Source organism: Lachnospira multipara ATCC 19207, assembly GCF_000424105.1.
GTDB lineage: Bacteria > Bacillota > Clostridia > Lachnospirales > Lachnospiraceae > Lachnospira > Lachnospira multipara.
The window spans coordinates 76,776-94,999 of the sequence record NZ_AUJG01000004.1; the positions used below are offsets into that span (position 1 = coordinate 76,776).

The following is an 18,224-nucleotide window of genomic DNA, read 5'->3' on the forward strand; positions in this document are numbered from 1 at the left end:
CTTTGTTACATTTTTGCACACGTACAAATTTTAGCACAATACAAAAGCATTGTAAACCAATACACAAGCTTCTATACTGTGCTAATTGTTAAATTTCTGTGTCTTTTGGAAACTAAATTTAAAAACTAGTTTACAAAATCAAAGCTAGCCTGCTCGTAATCTAAACGAGTATACTCTAATTCCGTTTCCGTTGTATTGCTGTAGTAGTCTACCACTACGGTCTGCTGCCTGTTGTCTACAAGCTTCTGACCTAAAATGTAATTCACATCAAATCTGCCAACTATAGCAGGAGTTGCACCTCTTGCAGGTACAATAAGCTGTACATGATTTGTAGCAAGCAACTTAAAGATTGGCTCCCAAATATAAATATCCTTAGCCGCACCAAATGGGTTATCAATAAAGATTGTCTTTCCTGTAACGCCCTCTTTTGCCACATCATTCATATTAGAAATGTAATTAATAATGGCAATTAAGAACTGGATGTAAATACCCTGTGACTGACCTGTTGAACCAACGGCCTCTTCATAACGAAGATATCTAGACTGATCCTTAATTCTTTCTCTCTTATAAAGATTAACTCTAATTGAGTTCATATCTGTAACAATTACAGAGAACAATCTCTTCCAACTAAGTCTATTTCTAATGTATTTTAATCTTTCAGAAATATCCTTAAAGGACTCCGCCATAACAACCGTCTCGTCAATGTAGTCTGACATTCTCTCCTTATAGAAGTCCTCCTTAACATAAGGAATATCAAGACTAATAATACTAATCTGTTCTCCATCAAGATTAATATTAGATAACTTAGGAAGTCTATCAAGTTCCGTCTTAATATTAGAACATGTCTGGATGCATCTATTTTCAAAATTATCCTTAATTCTTTCCATGTCCTCAATACCCTTGTGGATTCTATCCTTTTCAAGTTCCACAAGACTATTAGTCTCAGTTAAGGCATTAATCATATTGTCTGCCTTCTCATAAGAATCAGGAATATTAATAGATAACTTAATCTCAGCTGCAAGTTCCTCAGCATTAAAGCCATTTAATAAATCCACGAGATTTTGCTTTTGCTTTGCAAACTCATCCACCTTCTTGTATTCAAGCTTTGTGATGTTATTGTATTCCTTTGCAACATTTTCATAATCCGCAAGGTCAAGGTCAATGGCTGCAACGTCTTCTCTTGAAACCTCTACTGGAAGTTCCATAGCTGCATCCTTCACAATTCTTTCTAAGTCTTTTTGAATTATTGTGATATCCTTTAAATTGCTCTCTAAGCTCTTAATCTCGGCTTCTCTTTCCTTAAGATCAGCTTTCAGCTTTAAGATTAAGTCCTTGTGCTGCTTCATAAAGCCTTCAGGGTCCTTACATTCAAAGGCCTTAAACTCACCATACTTAGTCTCAATCTGATTAATACCATGTGCTATTGAACCATCAAGTCTGTTATAAAGAGCTTCTTGTGCTTCAAGTTCAAGAACTGTATTTTTATGTTCCTTCTTGGCCTCAGTTAAATGTCCTTTTATTTCAAAAAGCTTCTTCTGATTTGTCTTTGTAATATTCTTTTCATCATACTTAAGCTTGATCTGGTCTAGGCTGTAGCCCCTATAGCTAATCTGCTCCACGCACTTATCAATGGAAGCCTTAAGATGAGACATTAAAGTTTCCTTATCCTTAACGTCTACATTTTTACTATTTAGAGCAGTCTTTAAACCAAGGAAGCGGCTTTCAAGCCCCTTAATGTCCTTTTCGTATATTGCAAATGTTTCGCTAACATCAAGGCCTTCCTCAAAGTATTTACTATACTCTTCATCCCAGATTGCATTAAGACTCTTAATCTTTTTATCATAGGATAAGTTAACTTCTCTAGCACTATCTAGCTGACTAGTAATCTTAGCTAAATTATCTTCTGATAAGCTAACTCTTTCTCTAGCCTCAGTTATTTTCTTTTCAAGTTCTTCTACTTCCTTGTAGACATCTGCAATCTGCTTATTAAAGTTAATAATAGTCTTTAGGCTTTGAGACTTATGTCTCATTTTTTCAATTTTTTCTTCTAATTCTAACTTAAACTTTTCCTGATCTGTCAACTTAGATGTTACAGTCTTTAAGTTGGCTTCAAGTGTTTCTAGCTTAGTAGTGTTTGTCTCAATTTCAGACTTAATCTCAGCAATAGTCTTTTGACTATCCTGATTTTCTGCTAATATCTTATAGCCAAAGGCAAATGTATAATCGTTCCAAACAAGCTCTTTTCTATCCTTTAGGGTATCAAGCTTATGTCCGATTTCTTCAAATTCGTCATTGGCAAGTTTTAATTCTCTTTCAATATCCGCTGGGTCTCTAAGGAAGTTCATGTCTTTAAGGGCAAAGACGATTAAGTCCTTATTAATCTCAAGCTTTGTATCAATTAGAATCTGCTCACTTATTACTGGGAAAATGACACCACCCCTGCCAAAGTTAGCAAGAGTCTCATCGTTTTTTACCCTTTCAAAATCATTCTTTATAATAAAGCCATACTCTACAAAAGGAGTTCTCTTTATTACATCTCTTCTCTGACCTACAGGAAGGGCATCAAACCATTCATGACCTTCTACCACATCATCTCCGTACTGAGAAATAAGATAACTCTTTAACTTGTTTCTCATAGGGTCATCGCAAATGTAGGTTCTCTTTTTTACATTTTCAATAAACTTTAAAAGTGCATTAGATTCTGCATTTAACTTATCGTAGTCTTTTACAATGGCATTGTAAGTCTCTAAAATCAGCTCACATAAGCCATCCTTTAAATCCTTACCATAAATCTCACAGATGCTCTTAATTCTTTCTTCATCTTTCTGATTTGAATTTTCCTTATCTTCTAGTTCTGCTGCCTGACTATTAAGAAGTGTATTTAATGCCTTAAGAGCGTTAATTTCTTCCTTTAAACTAGCAGATTTAGAGGCATTTCCATTGTAGTTTTTAGTTACTTCTTCAAGATTCTCATTTAAATTAGTTAGCTGTGAGTCAGTAGAAATAAGGTCTGTGTCTGCATTTTCAGCAACTAAAAGCCCCACTTCCTCCATCATAGTCTTAAGGCGCTTGTTAGCTCCCTCAATACCGTCCTTGTTATGCTTAATCAAGCTAGTAAAACCAGCTAATTCCTTATCCGCTTCTCTAAGAGCAGTCTTTGCATCCTCATACTTTGCCTGAAGGCCCTTCTCGTCTCTATCAGAAAGATTCTTCTTCTCCTCTAAATCCTTAAGAGACTTCTTATAAAGCTTATTATAAGCCCCTGCAAGCTGCTTTAACTCAGCCACAAGGTCCGTATCCTCTCTTAATCTTCCATCAAGAGAAACCTTAACCTCTGAGTAGTTGTTCTGATATTCAAGATAGTCCTCGTAATCCTTTAGGGCCTCATAAAGACTTAAGCTTTTTTCAAGCTCGTCAATATTGTCCTGTTCCTTTTGAGACTTAGTCTTAAATTCCTCCACCAATCTCTCAAGAGAGTTTAGAGAATTTTGTTCCTCAATAACCTCTGCTATGGCGATATTCTTATTTTCTAAATCAAGAGATTCTTTTAAGTCTTCAATTCCATGTCGTTTTTCTTCAATAGTTTCTTCTGCGTTTTTAACCTCATACTTAGCGGTTAATGCTAGGTTATAGAGGTCTGTAGATGTCTTATTTTTTCTATTGTAAAAATCTTTATAGCTCTCAAGATATTCCTTAAAGCCATCAATTGCTGACATCTGACTATCATAAGCACTAATCTGTGCATGCTTTTTAGAGAGTTCCACAAGCTTATCCTTTATATCAAGTAAAGTTTCCGCCATCTTACCCTCGTCGCTTTCCACAGAAAGTCTATTGTTAAAGGACTTCTGAATAATCTCTTCAATAAGCAAGTCCTCAATTACTTTACGGCTAGTTTTATAATTTGTTTCAAAGTAAGTTCTTACATGACCTTCCGTCTTATTAATACCGCGAACAATTTCCCAGGCGCTTTCATAAATACCGTACTTTGTAATAAAGCTCTGGTATTCACCCTTCTTATCGAAAATGTATACCTCATACTTAAAGTCATTTTTATTCAAATCTCTAAGATAGCTTTTTAGGCCATTATAAGTGACTCTCTCTCCATTACTTGTAAGAGGTAAATTTTTAATATCATTGTCGCCAAACTCACGATAGAAGATGCAGTAGTTAAAGTACTCCACAGTAGCACTGCTTGATGCTGCTGCCACACTTTCCTCTCCCTCTTCTTCGTTTGCCTTACCCTTTCTAGCACAGAAGCCTGTTGTCATATATTTAAAACCATCTTTAATATAGGCACTATCAAGCTTCCACTCCACAAGAGAATGAATACAAGTATTTTGTCCACCCTGTCTAAAAAGCTTCTCAATTGGCTGCTTCTCATCAAGAGTACAATTTGGAATCATGTTTTGTAGGAGTAAAAGCATAAGTAAACTCTTACCACCACCATTGGCTAGATCATAAATTGTATTCTTGCAGTTAAAACGCATAATAAAGTCATCATAATACTGAGTGGCGAAGTTATATTTTACGTTATTAACACGAATTCTATTAATTTGTGGCATTTTCTATTCCTCCCCATTCATTATTTCAGAAAATCTTCCTCTATACTCATCAAAGTAGTTTTCAATCAGGCTCTTAAATCTATCTGTTGGATAATATCTGTCCTGACTTTCCACTAAAAGCTCCTGGCTTATTAGGAAGTTTACAACTATCTTTACAAAACCTGCCTTAGAGTTTCTTGCAGCTCTAAGTCCAGACTGATCCTCAATAGTTGCTGCTGGTAATTCATCCCAGCTGAGAGCAATCTGCTTAAATGAGTTTTCTTCGATTTCATCCATAATTAAACCCGCTGACTTATCAATGATTGAAAGGCTGGTCTTTTCTACATTTGCAATAATATCCTCTAATCTTACAAACTCTGCATAAGTCGAACTTACTGTGTCTGTGTAAAATAGAGTGATAACGTTATAGATTACAAAATAAGCTAAGTACAATTCCTTATTAAGCTTGAGGCCCATCTTAGCTCTAAGCTCTTCATTGCTGTAACCAAAGACCCTATTATTCTCCTTTGGTCCCACAAATAAAGCGTTATTATATTCATAAATATTTAGATTAAACTTCTTAAGAGACATATGCACAATGTCATAAACTTCAGCATTTGTGTTGTACTCCTGATAAAGTGTGGCATTAGCGCCCTTCTCTGATACATTTTCCCCTTGTATAAGCTTAGATACTATGTCTAAGGCCTTATCTAAATTTCGATTCTCCATAAAACTCCTTATCTAAATTAGCTTTTATCTAACTTACCTTCTTAATCAGAATATCACTTACCTCTAAATTATCCCCGATTTCAAGCATCTGTGCCTGCTGCTTTTCTAACTCAAATTTTAAGATGTCCTTACCTTCGTAGGCTTCCTTTAGGATTCCATCTAAAAATGTTTCGTTGTCCATTTCATTACCACCTAAATTATATTTCTCTTTTTGACAAAGATTTACAAAGAAGGAATAGTAATCAGCATTCTTTAAAATCCTCTCATCGTAGGCTTTTTCCATGTATTCGTTGAATTCCTTTAAAGTCAAACTGTCCTTTTTAGATAGAAGCGCAATAATATTATTCATTATGAAAATGTAATTAAACCTGATTCTTGCATCTTCCACCTCATCTGCAAAGACGATATCTTTTAGTTCTTCATTAGTTACCTTTTCCTTAAACTCGTACTTAGCCGGTTTAACAGTTAAGGCATCGTCAATTGCTGTAATATTAAAGTTCTTCTTTATGTTTGGCTTAAAAAGCGGATTAAGTAGAATTTCTAAGGCATCCGCCTTGTCTCTTTTTATCAAAGCATTCAGTGTTGCTGTAAAATCCATGTGAGATCTAAGTCTTGATAACTTAGCCTTTCTTACAGCATCATCTGTCATTTTCTGCATTAAAGTACAATCTCTTAAAAGCTCCGCATGTCGATTCATGGCAAGCTTAAGCTGATTTTCAAGATTATAAATTTCATTAACCGTTCTATAATAGCTCTCGCTTTTTACTGAAGTCTGGCCTGCATTAAGCTTTTCAATGGCCTTTGAGATTAATTCCTGATTCTTTTTAAAGAGCTTTTCCTCATCTTCAAACCATTTCATACCAGTCTCTACAAAGTCCTCATAAGCCTCAATACCTGCATAGACATCTGTTGATAATATGACTAAAACCTCATTTTTCTTCTGCTTTAGTCTATTAACTTCTTCATTTATACGCTCAACAACCTCAATACCACCTCTGAAATTCTCAGAGTTAATCATCTTTTCAAGTAAGAGCTGAGATACATTTATCCTACTCTCATCCCTAATTTCCTTGGTATCAAGGTAAAACTCTACAGCGTCAGCACTAATAGAGTACCATACCGTATTGTTACGAATAGTACTCTCAATTATCTTCATTCTGGAAATATATCTTTTTTTATCAACTGGATCAAAATAAGAAAATTCAAATGGTCTGCCGTCATTCTTGATCTTATCAAAAATGTAATCAGAGATTTCCTTAGCTTCCTCCTCAGAAAGCTTAAGGCCAAAGTCTCTATTTAACAGAGCAGTTGTAAATTCTAGATATTCAATATAAGTAACATCCTTTTCTTTAAAATTATTCTCTTCAATAAAGAATCGAAGAATGGCCATAAGAATATATCCCATATCAAGAATCTCATACTTGCCATCCTTGAACTGAGAAAAGTTTGTATCAATAAGTTTAAAGAAAGGATAGTACTTCTTTAGATTTAACATTCTTTCGCGGTGATCTGAGATAATATCACCCATCATATTTTCTGCCATGTATTCTCCCTTTTAGGCACTAGGCCTGCTTCCCCAAAATCATCTACTCACTACACTTCCCTTTTTGAAAATGTATTGCATGTCGTATTTTTACAAAACGACTTATGTCGCTTTCTTTCAAAACTATAAGGTAGTTCTTCCTTCTAAAGCTCTAAGTAGTGTTACCTCATCAATATATTCAAGGTCCCCACCTACAGGAACACCACTAGCAATTCTAGTAACCTTAATGCCTGTTGGCTTAATCATCTTACTAATATACATTGCTGTTGTTTCACCCTCAAGATTAGAATTAGTGGCAATAATTACCTCATCTACATCGCCCTCTAATCTCTTTATAAGTTCCTTAAGCTTTATATCAGATGGTCCAATTCCAAGCATTGGACTAATTGCTCCATGAAGCACGTGATAAACGCCTTCATACTTACCTGTCTTTTCATAGGCTGCCAAATCCTGTGTCTGCTCCACAACCATAATTGTCTTATGGTCTCTTTTGGCATCTCTACAAATTGGGCACTCCTCTTCATCTGTTAAAGTAAAGCAAGTCTTGCAGTAATGAATGTGGCCTCTAGCCTCTACCATTGTGCTAGCAAGATGTTTTACTTCCTCTTCAGGCATATTAATAATATGAAATGCCAGGCGTTGGGCACTTTTTGTTCCAACACCTGGTAATCTTGATAGTTCTTCTATTAGCTTATTTATATGTCCACTATAGATGTCCATTAAAATAATCCTCCGCCAAGTCCTGAAAGACCGCCAGTAATCTTAGACATAGAAGCTGCAGATTCTTCTTCACACTTTCTAAGTGCTTCGTTAGTTGCTGCAACGATTAAGTCCTGAAGCATCTCAACATCATCTGGATCAACTGCTTCTGGATCAATCTTAACCTTAGTAACTTCTCTCTTACCTGTTACAGTTACTTCTACAACACCACCACCTGCTGTTGCACTAAACTCCTTGCTTTCTAATTCAGCCTGCTGCTCTTCCATCTGTCTTTGCATTCTCTGAGCCTGCTTCATTAAGTTATTCATATTACCAGGCATACCACCTGGGAAACCGCCTCTCTTAGCCATTAAATCATTTCCTCCGTATCATCAATTTCTATATCGATTCCCACTAATTCTTTCAAGTCAACATATCGTCTGTGGAAATCATCATTATCGTCTATCTTAGTTACAAGAAGATTAACCTTAATTCCGGTTCTTTCTTCAATTAACTCTACCAATTCAGCCTTTCTTTCTTCTCGGCTTAAATCGTTATAGCTACTTAGAGATTGTACCATAATCTCAAGACTAATTCCATCATCAGCTAAAGTAACATGTTCATTTTCAAGCATGGCTCTAAGTAGGCCATTATCAATGCTTGACACAATGCTATTCCATGATGCTGCAATCTTTTTTATGTCCTCTGGAACTGCCTTATAGACTCTTTTTTCAACAGGAGCTGCCTCTTCTTTTGTAGGGCTACTCTCCTCATCTCTTATGGCAATTCTTGGAACACCATTTTTTATTTTAGCTAGAGCTTCTTCAAGCTCTGTCTCTAATTTTGATACCCTTGCTGAGAGCTCCCCAACATCGTTAGTTTTCTCCATAGCAGGTTTCATCATCTTAATTAAGCTAACCTCTAACTTAATTCTCTTCTGACTAGCAAGCTTTAAATCTGCCTCTAATTCTGAAAGAACTCTAATATATCTCATTAGAGTATCAGTATCTATATCCTTACTTTGTTCTGCTATCTCATTCATATTATCCCTAGATAATTCAACAACATCCTCCACCGCATCTAGGCTTGGACTTGTCTTAATAAGTAACATATTTCTAAGATACCAAACAAAGTCAGTAACAAACTGTACTAGGTCACGACCAGAAATAACAATTTCCTCAATGAGATTCATACATCCGGCCACATCACCCTTTAAAATAATAGATAACATTTTCTTAAAAACATCTGTATCTACGGCGCCAAGTACATCCAACACGTTCTCGTACTTAAGGTCTTTACCAAGATAAAAGGCGATACACTGATCAAGTAGGGATAGGGCATCTCTCATGGAGCCATCTCCTGCCTTAGCCACGTATCTTAGGGCCTTCTCTTCAGCATTAATGTGCTCGGCCTCCATAAGTTCCTTTAATCTATCAGTAATTGTATCAATGGTGATTCTATGAAAATCGTATCTCTGCACACGAGATAAAACCGTAATCGGAATCTTTGCAACCTCAGTTGTGGCAAGGATAAATATTACATAAGCTGGGGGTTCTTCTAGAGTCTTTAATAGTGCGTTAAAGGCACTGATTGAAAGCATATGAACCTCATCGATTATGTAAACCTTGTATTTACCCTCAGTTGGGGAATACTGCACCTCGTCTCTGATTTCACGGATGTTGTCTACACCGTTGTTGGAAGCAGCATCAATTTCAATAACATTCATAGAAGTTCCTGCTGCAATTGCCTTACAAGTTGGGCACTCACCACAAGGGTTGCCATCCACTGGATGCTCGCAGTTTACGGCCTTTGCCATAATCTTTGCAATACTTGTCTTACCTGTACCTCTAGTACCTGTAAAAAGGTAGGCATGACCGATTCTATCAGATTTTATTTGGTTTTTAAGTGTTGTTACAATGTGATCTTGACCCTTAACATCGTTGAAATTATCGGGTCTCCATTTTCTATACAAAGCCTGATATGCCATATTCTTATCTCTCTTCTTTTATTTTGGAAAATCCTAAATTAAATTATAAATCAAATGTCAAACATTTAAAAGACATCTTTACAAGTCTATTAGGATAACAATTGCCACACCAAGGATCACCCTCAGTGTGGCATTTATAAAAGATAAATTATTCCAATGTTTTAAAACCGCGCGCTCTGGCCTCGAACAATCATCCACAGACGTTACCGGTCTAGTTAGCTCGGCCCAGGCAACCTCTCGGCACACAGAAGCTTCTACTTAATGCTGCTTCGTTCCCGACCTGACATGATTCGTAGATTTCTATTGCGAGAGACCCAAACGTCATCACCACTTTTACTGGGCTGCTCCATAAAATCAAGCCCTCAACCAAAGCATCACCCCTGCTATAGCAGATTTCAGGTACAGGGTCCTGCTACCACCCCGGCTGCACGGTAAGTTAAATTATACTTAGCTTTTACTGCTTTTGTCAACCTCAATATAATATGATAAAATCTAATTAGTTTATAAGAAATAAGGTAAATACTATGAATGAAGAGAATTTAAGTAAAGAAGAATTAAATTTACATAAAAAATATATGCGACAGGCCATCACTCAGGCAAAGAAGGCCTATAAATTAGACGAGGTACCTATTGGCTGCGTAATTGTCTATGAGGGCAAGGTTATTGGTAGAGGTTATAACAGACGAAACACTGATAAAACCACTCTTGGCCACGCAGAAATCACAGCCATTAAAAAGGCTAGTAAGTATATGGGTGACTGGAGACTTGAGGATTGTAGCATTTACATAACCCTTGAACCCTGTCAGATGTGCGCTGGCGCCATTGTTCAGGCTCGTATTCCAAATGTAATCATTGGCTCTATGAACCCAAAGGCCGGATGCGCAGGTTCCATAATAAACCTACTTAATATGGCGGAATTTAACCACCAATGTAAGGTAATTCGTGGTGTTTTAAAGGAAGATTGTTCTAACATGCTAACAGAATTTTTTAAGGAGCTTAGATCTAAGAAAAAAGCTAGAAAGGAAGAGTCATGCAATTAGAATATAGCATCGACAACTATATATTAAAGGTCTTAGACGAGGGCCATGCAGATATTGTTCTTGATTTCTATAAAAGAAACAAAGAGAGCTTTAATCCTTACGAAACTGCAAAGCCTGAGAATTTTTATAGCACCGAATATATAGCCCTTATGTTAAATACAGAATATAACGCAATCATCAAAGGTAAGTATGTGAGGTTTTATCTTTTTGAGAAGGATAAACCAGACTACGTAATTGCTACATTTTCATTCTCAAACATAATCCTTGGCTATACGAAATCCTGCAATATTGGCTACAAAGTGGATATTGCCTATCAAAACAGAGGCATTGCCACTAAGTTTATACCAATCTGTGTGGACCTTGTAATTGCTGATAAAAATATACATCGCTTTAACAGCTATGTCTTAACCACAAATTATCCCTCCCTTAAGGTCATGGAAAAACTAAATTGGATAGACGAGGGAATTGCCCATAAATATGCCTATTTAGACCACGACTGGAGAGACCACAAGCATTTTGTCTACATAAATAACTAGACAAGCTTTAGTATTTGTAGATATAATATCTAGACGCCTAATTATGAATTAATTAGATTTGAAAGGAATTAACTATGACAGATTATGATAATATAATGCATCTTGCCAATCCGACTAATACAATTGCTGTACTTAACAGATACGGCTTTAATTTTCAAAAGAAGTTTGGTCAGAACTTCCTTATTGATGAGAATATTGTAGAGAAGATTGTTAGAGAAGCGGGAGTAACAAAGGATGACTTCGTCCTTGAAATCGGCCCTGGTATTGGTACCATGACACAGATTCTTTGTGAAAATGCTAGAGAGGTCGTAGCTGTAGAAATCGACACTAAGCTTATCCCTATTTTAAAAGAGGATACCCTTAGATACTACGACAACGTAACAGTTATTAACGAAGATATCTTAAAGCTTGATATTAACAAGATTGTTGAGGAGAAGAACAACGGCAAGCCAATTAAGGTAGTTGCTAACCTCCCTTACTATATTACAACCCCAATTATTATGGGACTTTTTGAAAATCATGTAGCTCTCGATAGCATTACAATCATGGTTCAAAAAGAAGTTGCCGATAGAATGCAGGTAGGACCTGGTACTAAGGACTATGGTGCTCTTTCCCTTGCAGTTCAGTATTATGCAAAGCCTGAAATTGTACTTAATGTACCTGCAAGCTGCTTTATGCCACGTCCTAACGTAGATTCAGCAGTTATTAGACTTAATAGATACCAGACACCAGCTTACAATGTTAAGAATGAAAAATTATTATTTAACCTTATTAAGGCATCTTTCCTTCAGAGAAGAAAGACAATGCTTAATAGCGTATCTAATGGTCTTGGTAATGTAACAAAGGAAGATTTAGCTAATGCCCTTGAAAGCATGGGCCTTCCAAAGACAGTAAGAGGAGAAGCCCTTACTTTAGAGCAGTTTGTAGAGCTTTCTAACTTACTTGCTAAATAAACCATTAAGACAAGCGTGTCGCTTTTATACAAAATTATCAGTGGCAATTTATGTCGCTTTTATACAAAAAGAGGAGTTCTATTAAGAACTCCTCTTTTCTTATTCCTATTAATTAGTAATCCACTAATTATTTATTACTTAATCTCGCTACCAGCAATAATATCCTTATCAACTGTAAGGACTGATAAGTTACCTTCATCATCACTTGCTGCAAGAATCATACCCTGTGATTCAACACCACATAACTTAACTGGCTTTAAGTTAGTAATAACTGCTACCTTCTTACCTACCATTTCTTCTGGCTTGTAGAACTGAGCAATACCAGATACAATCTGTCTTACCTCATCACCAACTCTAATCTGTGAGCAAAGTAACTTCTTAGCCTTCTTAACTGGCTCGCACTTTAAAACTTCGCCAACTCTAATCTGAATCTTATCGAAATCATCGATTGAGATTTCTTCCTTAGCTTCAACTTCTGGATACTTAACTCCGCCAGCTGCTGCCTTCTGTGCTGCCTGAATCTCTTCAACCTTAGCTAAAACTTCTTCAATATCAAGTCTTGCAAAGAGAATTTCTGGCTTTTCTGTTACCTTAAGGCCTGACTCTCTTAAACCAAACTTATCTAAGTCATCAAAGTCACGAAGACCTGCTTCCATATTATCTGGATAAAGCTGAGCTAAAACTCTCTCAGTTGTTTCTGGCATGAAAGCCTTAAGTAGGTTAGCACCAATTGTGATACCCTCAACTAAGTTATATAAAACTTCTTCAAGTCTTTCCTTCTTAGCTTCGTCCTTAGCAAGTGCCCAAGGCATTGTCTCATCGATGTACTTATTACATCTCTTAAATAATGTAAATACTTCTGTAATAGCATCAGCAACATGAAGTGTAGCCATCTTATCTTCTACCTTCTTAACTGTTCCTGTAACTACTGCCTTAAGATCAGCATCGTAATCTGCGCTATTACCTTCAGCATCAACTGCACCATCTGTATTAACACCTGTCTTATTAACAACTCCGCCAAAATACTTATTAGACATTGAGATTGTTCTGTTAACAAGGTTACCAAGTGTATTAGCAAGTTCAGAGTTCATTCTCTCAACTAATAATTCCCAAGAAATTACACCATCATTTTCAAATGGCATCTCGTGTAATACGAAATATCTAACGGCATCTACACCAAACATATCTACTAAATCATCAGCATAGATAACATTTCCCTTAGACTTACTCATCTTACCATCTGCCTGGATAAGCCATGGATGACCAAATACCTGCTTTGGAAGTGGTAAATCAAGAGCCATAAGGAAAATAGGCCAATAAATTGTATGGAATCTAATGATATCCTTACCGATTAAGTGAAGATCTGCTGGCCAGTTAGCCTTGAATAAATCAGATGATTCACCATCGCAATTATAACCAATACCAGTGATATAGTTTGTAAGAGCATCAAGCCATACATAAACTACATGCTTAGGATCAAAGTCTACTGGAATACCCCACTTAAATGAAGTTCTAGATACACATAAATCCTGAAGACCTGGTAATAAGAAGTTATTCATCATTTCATTCTTTCTTGAAACTGGCTGAATAAATTCTGGATGTTCATTAATATAATCAATTAATCTATCAGCATACTTGCTCATCTTAAAGAAATAAGCCTCTTCCTTAGCTGGCTTAACTTCACGTCCACAGTCAGGACACTTTCCATCAACTAACTGAGACTCTGTCCAGAAAGATTCACAAGGAGTACAGTAAAGACCCTCGTAAGCACCCTTGTAAATATCTCCCTGATCATATAACTTCTTAAAGATTCTCTGAACCTGCTTCTCGTGGTCCTCATCTGTAGTTCTTATAAACTTATCATAAGAAGTATTCATTAAATCCCAGATTCTCTTAATTTCTGTAGAAACCTCATCTACAAATTCCTTTGGAGATACACCAGCTGCTGCTGCCTTCTCCTCGATCTTCTGACCATGTTCGTCACTACCTGTCTGGAAGAATACGTTATATCCTTGCTGTCTTCTAAATCTTGCAATACTATCTGCAAGTACGATTTCGTATGTATTACCAATATGAGGCTTGCCTGATGTATAGGCAATAGCTGTTGTCATATAGTAATTTCCTCTATTCTTTGGCATTGATCTTCCTCCTATCATTTATTAGCATTAATCCACCAATTGGCAGAAATCAACTCATTATTAATTGCGTATTGAAAATGTATCTATAAAAAACATATACCAGTACACATATTCTTAAATGATAGTTAATTTAATTAGCTATGTCAAGCCCCGTAAATCTCTAGACTTTCCACTAAATATCAAGAAACTACGGGGCTTTTACACATTTTCCTATAAAGTTTTCTACATCTAAGCTAATTATTAACTAATGCTTTTACACCAAGCATCTAAATTATCAAAAAGAATATCAAACTGGGCTGGGCCCATATCTAAAATGTACTTATGAAACTCATAAATATCAAACTTATCTCCTAATTCGTCCTCTGCCTCAGACTTCAATTCCTCAATTGCCACCATACCAAAGGCATACTGACAGTAGTTACCAGGATTTGCCACAAAAGCATCATACATTGTCTTAACAGCATCAGAACCCACATTAAAGTAATCCGTAACAAAGTCTGATAACTCATCTAAATCCCAGCCATAATAATTAACCCCAATATCTCCAAGGGCATATATTATTAAAGTCGTTTCATAATTTAGGCCCATAAGCTTATTTAAATCCTCATTACCAGTACTTGCAAAGTTATAAGAGTAAACCTCTACATAAGAAGCCCAACCTTCCACATAACCACCAGGAGCTAAGATATATCTTATCCAGTCAGGATTTTGGGAAGCAAAGTACTGAGTCTGATAAAGATGACCAGGATAAGCCTCATGAGCAAGGGTTGGATAAATCTCTTTCTCACCTGAACCATCATTAATATAGATAGAATTAATATCTAGGTTATCAATTTGTGGTAGGAAATACATGGCAGGACTAGCATAATCCTCAAGTGCCTCGCATACATATTTAACCTCATAACTTGTATCCCCAATAGCTGGGAAATCCTCCACAATCTGCTTTTGCAAATCCTCTAATATAGCTTCAGGATCTGACATATTAAAGCTAAAGTTTGACATGCCATTATAAACCGAAAGATTGCCATACATAAGAGTACTCATCTGATTAAGTAAATCCTCTACATAATCCTCACCCAGTTCATAATAATCATCCACTGACATATCAATGCCAAGTCTCTTATTCATTAAATATTCGAAGTAGCGCTTGCCATCTGGATAGTTACAAATTCCACCACTATACTTAGAGCTTCCCTTTAGCTCTTCAACGCCCTTAGCTAGGGCCTCATAGGCTGGCACTACATTTTCATTAATAGCAGTTACATTCTCCGACTTATAGCTAGTCTTCTCTTCCTCTGTAAGTCCTTCAAACTCCTCAAGTCTTTCATTAAAACTAGAGATTAAAACTCCGTCCTCGCTTTTTGCAGTCTCTAAAAATGAATTGCAGGTATCAATCACCTCGTCTGCTAGGTCATCCTCAAGAAAATATCCCGCGTCAGCCCTAAGCTTTTCGTATTTTAAAATATCCGCGAAGTACTCATCTAAATCACATAGAAGTGTTAAATACTCTTCAATGTCCTTTTTTTCCACAAAACTATATTCCGCAAGAAGAATAGGAATCTGGACTTGCACACCCGTTGTTGGGGCAATATCTGTATTAAGCAAGTAAAGGTCTGCATAGTTTTTCTCATTTTTCATCATAAGATAAAGCTCTTCATAAGTTATTTGCTGACTCTTTGTAAGTTCTGATTTTTCAAACTCATCAAGCTTTTCTAAAACTTCATCATAAAAGGAAGTATCTCCTAAATTATCAAAATCCGTTCTTCCAAAACTTTTCTCATAGTCTTCAATTCCATAATTTTCAGGATGTTCAAGATAGGCATGCAAGCTAACTAAATCGCTATCTCCCATAACCTCTGCAAACAAATCCTCAACGAAGCTGTTAAACCTCTCACTTTCACTTTCATTTACCTGCTCTTCTTCTATCTCATTAGAAGAAGCTGTGTCACTATCTAGCTCTCCATCTTGGCCATCCTCTATAAGGCCCACTAAATAGGACTCTCCCGCCTCTTTTCCAAACCACTCACTATAGCCGCATGCAGTTGTAGAAAGCATTACTAAGCTAAGAATAATAGATAAGGCTAGTCTCAATCTTCTCTTCATAAATACCCCCATTTTTCTACCCTAAAGCTTGTTATCTAACTCTTAATCAAATATTATTTTCTTTAATAACGCAAAACACATCTAGCCAATTCTAACTAGATGTGTTTGTATTCTCTTAGTAAATATTATATCATTTATAAAATTTTTAACAACAGAAATTGCAAAGCAACCAAGTACCAAGACAAGTCATGCAGGATGTAGCACCATTAGCTGGGCTATAAGACTGCTGTCTTGCATTGTACCAACTGCCACCACTTGCTAGATTCTGATAGAAATTTCTATATTGGAAATTATCTGGGTCCATAGAAACCGCCTTCTTAGCATATTCCATAGCTGCTGCCTGATTGCCCTTTCCAGCATAGGCATTAGCTGCTAAGAAATACCATCTAGCATCTCTATCCTCTAAATCATTAAGAATATTAATAGCCTCATCAAAACCACCATTATTAATGTAGTTAGCTGCTGCTCTAAGTCTCTGTGAAGTCTGGTCGTCCCCATTCATATTAGCCTGATTAGAGCGACCTCCCTGATAGCCTCCGTAATAACCGCCAAAGCCAAAAGGACCAAAACCAAAGAAGCTTCCAAAGTCCTCAAAGTCTTGATACTGGCCACCTCTAGAATTCTGGTAATCACCATCATAACCGTAACTACTAGATCTACCTGTGCCGTATCTATTCTGACTATAAGAGCCGCCTGTAAAGCCACCTTCTCTTTCCTTCATAATCTGATTATAAGCCTGCTGAATAGTCTTAAACATCTCCTCAGCCTGCTCCTTATTAGGATTATTGACGTTAGCATCAGGATGATACTTTCTACTTAATTTTCTATATGCTTTTTTTATTTCATCATCTGAGGCATCTCTTGATACCCCAAGAATTTGATATGGATCCGACATTATAACCTCCAAAATAAATCCTATCTAGATTCATTTTTTACTTTTCGATTCATTTTTAATATCATTATTAATTTTATTTTTTCTTTCGGCCCTGCGCTTTTTCACTTCTTCAAACTTAATGAAAACCCCTGAGTATATTATGTTTCTAAGTATCTCAGCATTTTCTAGTATAGGAAGAAATTCAAACTCACGGGCAACTACTGTCATATGAGCCTTAAGAATATTTTCTACAAATATATCAAAATCTTCTTCTTTTTCATAGCCCTTTAGGACATTATAGTTTCCAGTTTTCTTATCCTTCTCTAGATCATCATAAGCATCCATAATATAGATAAACTGTCCCAAGGCCATTCCAAGATTATGCAAATTAGTTTTCCACTCATCATCTTTATAAGTTAAAACTTCAGCCAATACCTTACCAAAGCTTTGTGAAACTTTTATGATGCTATCTTCATTTGCTTGCTCGTAGATTGAAAGCTCATTAAGGCCCGCCTCAATAGCTGCTGCCTTTTGAGGATAACGCTTCTTTATACTACTAACATTCTTTGATAGTAAGCTAGCATATGCCTTGCTTTGAATCTTTCTCTCATCTTTCCAATCGTCTACTAGATGATAATAAGACATAAGCACGTTCATATCTGCCACATAATTAGTAATAATGCTTTCACTCATTGCCTGCTTTTTTATTGGGTGTGCTTTGCAGGTCCTTCTTGTCCTTGTAACCTCAGGCTCATAAAGAGCTGTCAATAAAAGCACTGCCATAGTCAAGTCATAACTTAAAGTCATCTGGGCTTTAAATCCATATTCACTTCTTAAGGTATGGCATAAACCGCAATAATAAGATCGATATTCATCAAACTCTCTTATTTTAAGTTCAGGCTTATTAACAATAACATATCCAAACATGTCATATCACTCCTTACATTTTCAAGAATAACACAACAATTTTCTCAATACCATTATAATAGAATTAGAGCTTTATTAAAAATTTCTTAACTTAGATAATAATTTTTAATTGGAAGATAAATTATAGGAAATTATATAAAGAAGAATAATTATG

General features: G+C 36.1%; 13 protein-coding genes and 1 other RNA gene. 3 read left to right on the forward strand and 11 right to left on the reverse strand.

Annotated features, from left to right (window positions below):
• Positions 1-125: 125 nt before the first annotated feature.
• The 7 genes from G600_RS0105620 to ffs form a co-directional block, all read right to left on the reverse strand.
• Complete coding sequence (locus G600_RS0105620; protein ID WP_027431070.1) at positions 126-4,562, reverse strand: coiled-coil domain-containing protein; 4,437 nt, start codon at positions 4,560-4,562, stop codon at positions 126-128.
• A gap of 3 nt (positions 4,563-4,565) precedes the next feature.
• A complete protein-coding gene (locus G600_RS0105625) occupies positions 4,566-5,270 on the reverse strand; it encodes a DUF6063 family protein (protein ID WP_027431071.1) in 705 nt (234 codons plus the stop codon).
• Positions 5,271-5,298: 28 nt separating this feature from the next.
• Positions 5,299-6,813, reverse strand: coding sequence for a hypothetical protein (locus G600_RS0105630; RefSeq protein ID WP_027431072.1), 1,515 nt, complete (start codon positions 6,811-6,813; stop codon positions 5,299-5,301).
• A gap of 123 nt (positions 6,814-6,936) precedes the next feature.
• Positions 6,937-7,533: a recombination mediator RecR gene (gene recR / locus G600_RS0105635; protein WP_027431073.1), complete on the reverse strand. Its 597-nt coding sequence runs from the start codon at positions 7,531-7,533 to the stop codon at positions 6,937-6,939.
• Positions 7,533-7,883, reverse strand: coding sequence for a YbaB/EbfC family nucleoid-associated protein (locus G600_RS0105640; protein WP_027431074.1), 351 nt, complete (start codon positions 7,881-7,883; stop codon positions 7,533-7,535). Before G600_RS0105640 ends, recR begins: the two co-directional genes overlap by 1 nt.
• Complete coding sequence (dnaX, locus tag G600_RS0105645; protein ID WP_027431075.1) at positions 7,883-9,499, reverse strand: DNA polymerase III subunit gamma/tau; 1,617 nt, start codon at positions 9,497-9,499, stop codon at positions 7,883-7,885. The genes G600_RS0105640 and dnaX overlap by 1 nt, the downstream gene beginning before the upstream one ends.
• 167 nt (positions 9,500-9,666) lie before the next feature.
• Positions 9,667-9,931: signal recognition particle sRNA large type (ffs, locus tag G600_RS15420), an RNA gene on the reverse strand.
• A gap of 92 nt (positions 9,932-10,023) precedes the next feature.
• Between ffs and tadA the strand changes: the two genes are divergently transcribed.
• The 3 genes from tadA to rsmA all read left to right on the forward strand — a co-directional run bounded on the left by tadA (position 10,024) and on the right by rsmA (position 12,028).
• Positions 10,024-10,539, forward strand: coding sequence for a tRNA adenosine(34) deaminase TadA (gene tadA / locus G600_RS0105650; protein WP_034245693.1), 516 nt, complete (start codon positions 10,024-10,026; stop codon positions 10,537-10,539).
• Positions 10,530-11,075, forward strand: a complete 546-nt coding sequence (locus tag G600_RS0105655) for a GNAT family N-acetyltransferase (RefSeq protein ID WP_027431077.1) — start codon at positions 10,530-10,532, stop codon at positions 11,073-11,075. Before tadA ends, G600_RS0105655 begins: the two co-directional genes overlap by 10 nt.
• A gap of 74 nt (positions 11,076-11,149) precedes the next feature.
• The gene (rsmA, locus tag G600_RS0105660; RefSeq protein ID WP_242826357.1) at positions 11,150-12,028 is read left to right on the forward strand and encodes a 16S rRNA (adenine(1518)-N(6)/adenine(1519)-N(6))-dimethyltransferase RsmA; all 879 of its coding nucleotides are present in this window, start codon (positions 11,150-11,152) and stop codon (positions 12,026-12,028) included.
• 134 nt (positions 12,029-12,162) lie between these two features.
• On the opposite strand, the gene metG is transcribed toward rsmA, so the two are convergent.
• From metG to G600_RS0105680, 4 genes are all read right to left on the reverse strand, one after another.
• Positions 12,163-14,166, reverse strand: coding sequence for a methionine--tRNA ligase (gene metG, locus G600_RS0105665; protein WP_027431079.1), 2,004 nt, complete (start codon positions 14,164-14,166; stop codon positions 12,163-12,165).
• A gap of 240 nt (positions 14,167-14,406) precedes the next feature.
• A complete protein-coding gene (locus G600_RS0105670; RefSeq protein ID WP_027431080.1) occupies positions 14,407-16,269 on the reverse strand; it encodes a DUF885 domain-containing protein in 1,863 nt (620 codons plus the stop codon).
• Positions 16,270-16,414: 145 nt separating this feature from the next.
• Positions 16,415-17,164 (reverse strand): J domain-containing protein, encoded by a 750-nt coding sequence (locus tag G600_RS13870; protein WP_034245696.1) that lies wholly within the window; start codon positions 17,162-17,164, stop codon positions 16,415-16,417.
• A gap of 30 nt (positions 17,165-17,194) precedes the next feature.
• Positions 17,195-18,070 (reverse strand): DUF5685 family protein, encoded by an 876-nt coding sequence (locus tag G600_RS0105680; protein WP_027431081.1) that lies wholly within the window; start codon positions 18,068-18,070, stop codon positions 17,195-17,197.
• Between the last annotated feature and the right edge of the window lie 154 nt (positions 18,071-18,224).

What these genes read in the sequence shown, in the direction of transcription:
- G600_RS0105640 (WP_027431074.1), bottom strand. Translation starts at nt 7,883, where the DNA reads ATGGCTAAGAGAGGCGGTTTCCCAGGTGGTATGCCTGGTAATATGAAT.
- G600_RS13870 (WP_034245696.1), bottom strand. Translation starts at nt 17,164, where the DNA reads ATGTCGGATCCATATCAAATTCTTGGGGTATCAAGAGATGCCTCAGAT.
- dnaX (WP_027431075.1), bottom strand. Translation starts at nt 9,499, where the DNA reads ATGGCATATCAGGCTTTGTATAGAAAATGGAGACCCGATAATTTCAAC.
- tadA (WP_034245693.1), top strand. Translation starts at nt 10,024, where the DNA reads ATGAATGAAGAGAATTTAAGTAAAGAAGAATTAAATTTACATAAAAAA.
- metG (WP_027431079.1), bottom strand. Translation starts at nt 14,166, where the DNA reads ATGCCAAAGAATAGAGGAAATTACTATATGACAACAGCTATTGCCTAT.
- G600_RS0105620 (WP_027431070.1), bottom strand. Translation starts at nt 4,562, where the DNA reads ATGCCACAAATTAATAGAATTCGTGTTAATAACGTAAAATATAACTTC.
- recR (WP_027431073.1), bottom strand. Translation starts at nt 7,533, where the DNA reads ATGGACATCTATAGTGGACATATAAATAAGCTAATAGAAGAACTATCA.
- G600_RS0105630 (WP_027431072.1), bottom strand. Translation starts at nt 6,813, where the DNA reads ATGGCAGAAAATATGATGGGTGATATTATCTCAGATCACCGCGAAAGA.
- G600_RS0105670 (WP_027431080.1), bottom strand. Translation starts at nt 16,269, where the DNA reads ATGAAGAGAAGATTGAGACTAGCCTTATCTATTATTCTTAGCTTAGTA.
- G600_RS0105655 (WP_027431077.1), top strand. Translation starts at nt 10,530, where the DNA reads ATGCAATTAGAATATAGCATCGACAACTATATATTAAAGGTCTTAGAC.
- G600_RS0105680 (WP_027431081.1), bottom strand. Translation starts at nt 18,070, where the DNA reads ATGTTTGGATATGTTATTGTTAATAAGCCTGAACTTAAAATAAGAGAG.
- G600_RS0105625 (WP_027431071.1), bottom strand. Translation starts at nt 5,270, where the DNA reads ATGGAGAATCGAAATTTAGATAAGGCCTTAGACATAGTATCTAAGCTT.
- rsmA (WP_242826357.1), top strand. Translation starts at nt 11,150, where the DNA reads ATGACAGATTATGATAATATAATGCATCTTGCCAATCCGACTAATACA.